Below are 3,432 nucleotides of genomic sequence, written 5' to 3' on the forward strand. Positions count from 1 at the left end.
TTCGCTGGCAAGCCAGCTCCTAAAACAGCCATCGTGAGTCAGGGCAATTGGATGTGCTGCGCGGCGAATGCCTGCAATTGCGGGTAGAAAGCACGGAAGTCTTCGCTCAACGGTTCATACAGCCGTTCCAGCTCGACCATCGCCGCGGTCAGCTCCTCTGGCCGTGACAGGCGCCGGGCAATCCCCCGCAACACCGGCTCCAGCACCGCGAACTCGCGATAGGAACCCAGCCAGTCATCCGCCGCCATGTAAGGCGCAATCTGCGCCAGCCGCGCCGGCAACTGCGGCTCGGCCGCCAGCACCCGGTACACCTCGGCGGTGAACAGCGGCAGGGGCCGGTCGGCGTAATGCTGCCAATCCCGGGCCAGGCAATGGTCGAAGAACACGTCGATGACGATGCCGGCGTAACGCCTTCGCGTCAGGGAGAAACGCGACAGCGCCGCCGCCACCAGCGGGTGACTGTCGGTGTAGGTATCGATGCGCCGATGCAGCTGGATCGCCGCCTCGACCTCGGGCGAAAACTGCCCTTGCAGGCGTCCCTTGACGAAATCGCCATACAGGCTGCCGAGTAATTGACCCGGGCGCTGGCCGCCAAGGTGCAGATGTGCGAGATAATTCATGGACGCAGCTTAGCACTGCGACCGACATATCGTTATAACCCGATATACCGATAAGTAATGATTTAAGACCAAAATCATATTGGTATATCGCGAAATAACGATTTAAATTTCGCTTCATCGCGATACAACGTTTCACAAAAAACGAGCACCGCCATGTCCCTCGACCTCGACGAAATAATAAAAGCCCTGGCACATCCGGTTCGCAGGGAAATCCTGCACTGGCTGAAAGATCCGACTGTCGAATTTCCCGATCAGGCTCACAGCAATGAGCACGGCGTCTGCGCCGGACAGATCGACCAACGCTGCGGCCTGTCGCAGTCGACCGTGTCCGCCCACCTCGCCACCTTGCAACGCGCAGGCCTGATCAGCAGCCGGAAAGTCGGCCAATGGCATTTTTTCAAACGCAACGAGGAAACCATCCAGCAGTTCCTCACGCAAATGAGCCAACAGCTCTGACCTGACAAGGACCCGACAATGCCCCTTTCGCTTCTCATCCTGGCCTTGAGTGCCTTCGCCATCGGTACCACCGAGTTCGTCATCATGGGCCTGCTGCCCGATGTGGCGGCGGACCTCGGGGTGTCGATTCCCGGCGCCGGCTGGCTGGTCACCGGCTACGCCCTTGGGGTGGCCATCGGCGCGCCCTTCATGGCCCTGGCCACTGCCCGCCTGCCCCGCAAGGCAGCCCTGGTGGCGCTGATGGGATTCTTCATTGTCGGCAACCTGCTGTGTGCACTGGCCAGTGATTACAACGTGCTGATGTTTGCCCGGGTGATCACCGCGCTGTGCCACGGTGCCTTCTTTGGTATCGGTTCAGTGGTGGCCGCCGGCCTGGTGCCCGCCAACAAGCGCGCTTCGGCCGTGGCCCTGATGTTCACCGGCCTGACCCTGGCCAACGTCCTTGGCGTGCCCCTGGGCACCGCCCTGGGCCAGGCAGCGGGCTGGCGCTCGACCTTCTGGGTGGTGACGGTGATCGGCGTAGTGGCGCTGATCGGCCTGCTGCGCTTCCTGCCGGCCAAGCGCGACGAGGAAAAACTCGACATGCGTGCAGAGCTGGCGGCCCTCAAGGGCGCGGGTATCTGGCTGTCCCTGAGCATGACCGCGCTGTTCGCCGCATCGATGTTCACCCTCTTCACCTACGTTGCACCGCTGCTCGGTGATGTCACCGGTGTCTCGCCCAAGGGCGTGACCTGGACCCTGCTGCTGATCGGCCTGGGCCTGACCCTGGGCAACATCATCGGCGGCAAACTGGCGGACAAGCGCCTGGGCGCCACCCTGATCGGCGTGTTCGCGGCCATGGCCGTGGTCTCCACCGTACTGACCTGGACCAGCGTGGCGCTGATCCCCACCGAGATCACCCTGTTCCTCTGGGCCACCGCTTCGTTTGCCGCAGTGCCGGCGTTGCAGGTCAACGTAGTGACCTTCGGCAAGGCCGCACCGAACCTGGTTTCGACCCTGAACATCGGCGCCTTCAACATCGGCAATGCCCTGGGTGCCTGGGTCGGCGGCAGCGTCATCGCCCACGGCTTCGGCCTGACCAGCGTGCCGTTGGCAGCAGCGGCCCTGGCGATTCTGGCCCTGCTGGTGACGCTGATTACCTTTCGCCAGGGCGGCAACGCCGAACTGGCTCCTGCAACCCACTGATCCTCTCCCTATCCCTTAAAGAAGGCTGCATTCCATGACGACTCTCTTTGATCCGATCAAACTCGGCGATCTCGAACTGTCCAACCGCATCATCATGGCGCCGCTGACCCGCTGCCGCGCCGATGCCGGCCGCGTACCCAACGCGCTGATGGCCGAGTACTACGTACAACGGGCTTCCGCCGGCCTGATCCTCAGCGAGGCCACCTCGGTGACCCCCATGGGCGTGGGCTACCCGGACACCCCCGGCATCTGGTCCAACGACCAGGTGCGTGGCTGGGCCAATGTGACCAAGGCAGTACACGGCGCCGGCGGCAAGATCTTCCTGCAGCTGTGGCACGTCGGACGCATCTCCCACCCGTCCTATCTGAACGGCGAAACCCCGGTGGCACCCAGCGCCCTCCAGCCCAAGGGGCATGTCAGCCTGGTGCGCCCACTGGCCGACTTCCCAACTCCGCGGGCCCTGGAAACCGCTGAGATCGCCGACATCGTCGACGCCTACCGGGTCGGCGCGGAAAACGCCAAGGCCGCCGGTTTCGACGGCGTGGAAATCCACGGCGCCAACGGCTACCTGCTGGACCAGTTCCTGCAAAGCAGCACCAACCAGCGTACCGACCAGTACGGCGGCTCCCTGGAAAACCGTGCCCGCCTGCTGCTGGAAGTCACCGACGCGGCCATCGAGATCTGGGGTGCCGGCCGGGTAGGCGTGCACCTGGCACCACGTGCCGACTCCCATGACATGGGTGATGCCAACCTGGCGGAGACCTTCACCTACGTCGCTCGGGAGCTGGGCAAACGCGGTATCGCCTTTATCTGCTCCCGCGAGAAAGAAGGCGCCGACAGCCTGGGCCCGCAACTCAAAGAAGCCTTCGGCGGCCCCTACATCGCCAACGAACGCTTCACCAAGGACAGCGCCAACGCCTGGCTGGCCGCTGGCAAGGCTGACGCCGTGGCCTTTGGTGTGCCCTTCATCGCCAACCCGGACCTGCCAGCCCGCCTGAAGGCCGATGCGCCGTTGAACGAAGCGCACCCGGAAACCTTCTACGGCAAGGGCCCGGTCGGCTATATCGACTACCCGACTCTGTAAGCCTGCATCGCTCGATAAAAAGCCCCGACTCTCGCGAGCCGGGGCTTTTTCATGGCCTGCACATTCGTTGTAGCCGCTGCCACAGGC

General features: G+C 63.5%; 4 protein-coding genes. 3 read left to right on the forward strand and 1 reads right to left on the reverse strand.

Annotated features, from left to right (window positions below; all coding sequences use genetic code 11):
* Positions 1 to 38: 38 nt before the first annotated feature.
* Positions 39 to 620, reverse strand: a complete 582-nt coding sequence (locus tag F6S12_RS30615) for an ACP phosphodiesterase (RefSeq protein ID WP_053156698.1) — start codon at positions 618 to 620, stop codon at positions 39 to 41.
* 153 nt (positions 621 to 773) lie between these two features.
* Between F6S12_RS30615 and F6S12_RS30620 the strand changes: the two genes are divergently transcribed.
* From F6S12_RS30620 to F6S12_RS30630, 3 genes are read left to right on the forward strand one after another with little or no spacing between them, the layout of a single operon-like run.
* Positions 774 to 1,076: an ArsR/SmtB family transcription factor gene (locus F6S12_RS30620; protein WP_011059679.1), complete on the forward strand. Its 303-nt coding sequence runs from the start codon at positions 774 to 776 to the stop codon at positions 1,074 to 1,076.
* Between the two features lie 18 nt (positions 1,077 to 1,094).
* On the forward strand, positions 1,095 to 2,261 hold the full coding sequence (locus F6S12_RS30625; RefSeq protein WP_315869753.1) for an MFS transporter: 1,167 nt from the start codon (positions 1,095 to 1,097) through the stop codon (positions 2,259 to 2,261).
* Between the two features lie 34 nt (positions 2,262 to 2,295).
* Complete coding sequence (locus tag F6S12_RS30630; protein WP_011059677.1) at positions 2,296 to 3,345, forward strand: alkene reductase; 1,050 nt, start codon at positions 2,296 to 2,298, stop codon at positions 3,343 to 3,345.
* Positions 3,346 to 3,432: the final 87 nt, after the last annotated feature.

The organism is Pseudomonas sp. JV245A, from assembly GCF_032424515.1.
Lineage (GTDB): Bacteria > Pseudomonadota > Gammaproteobacteria > Pseudomonadales > Pseudomonadaceae > Aquipseudomonas > Aquipseudomonas protegens.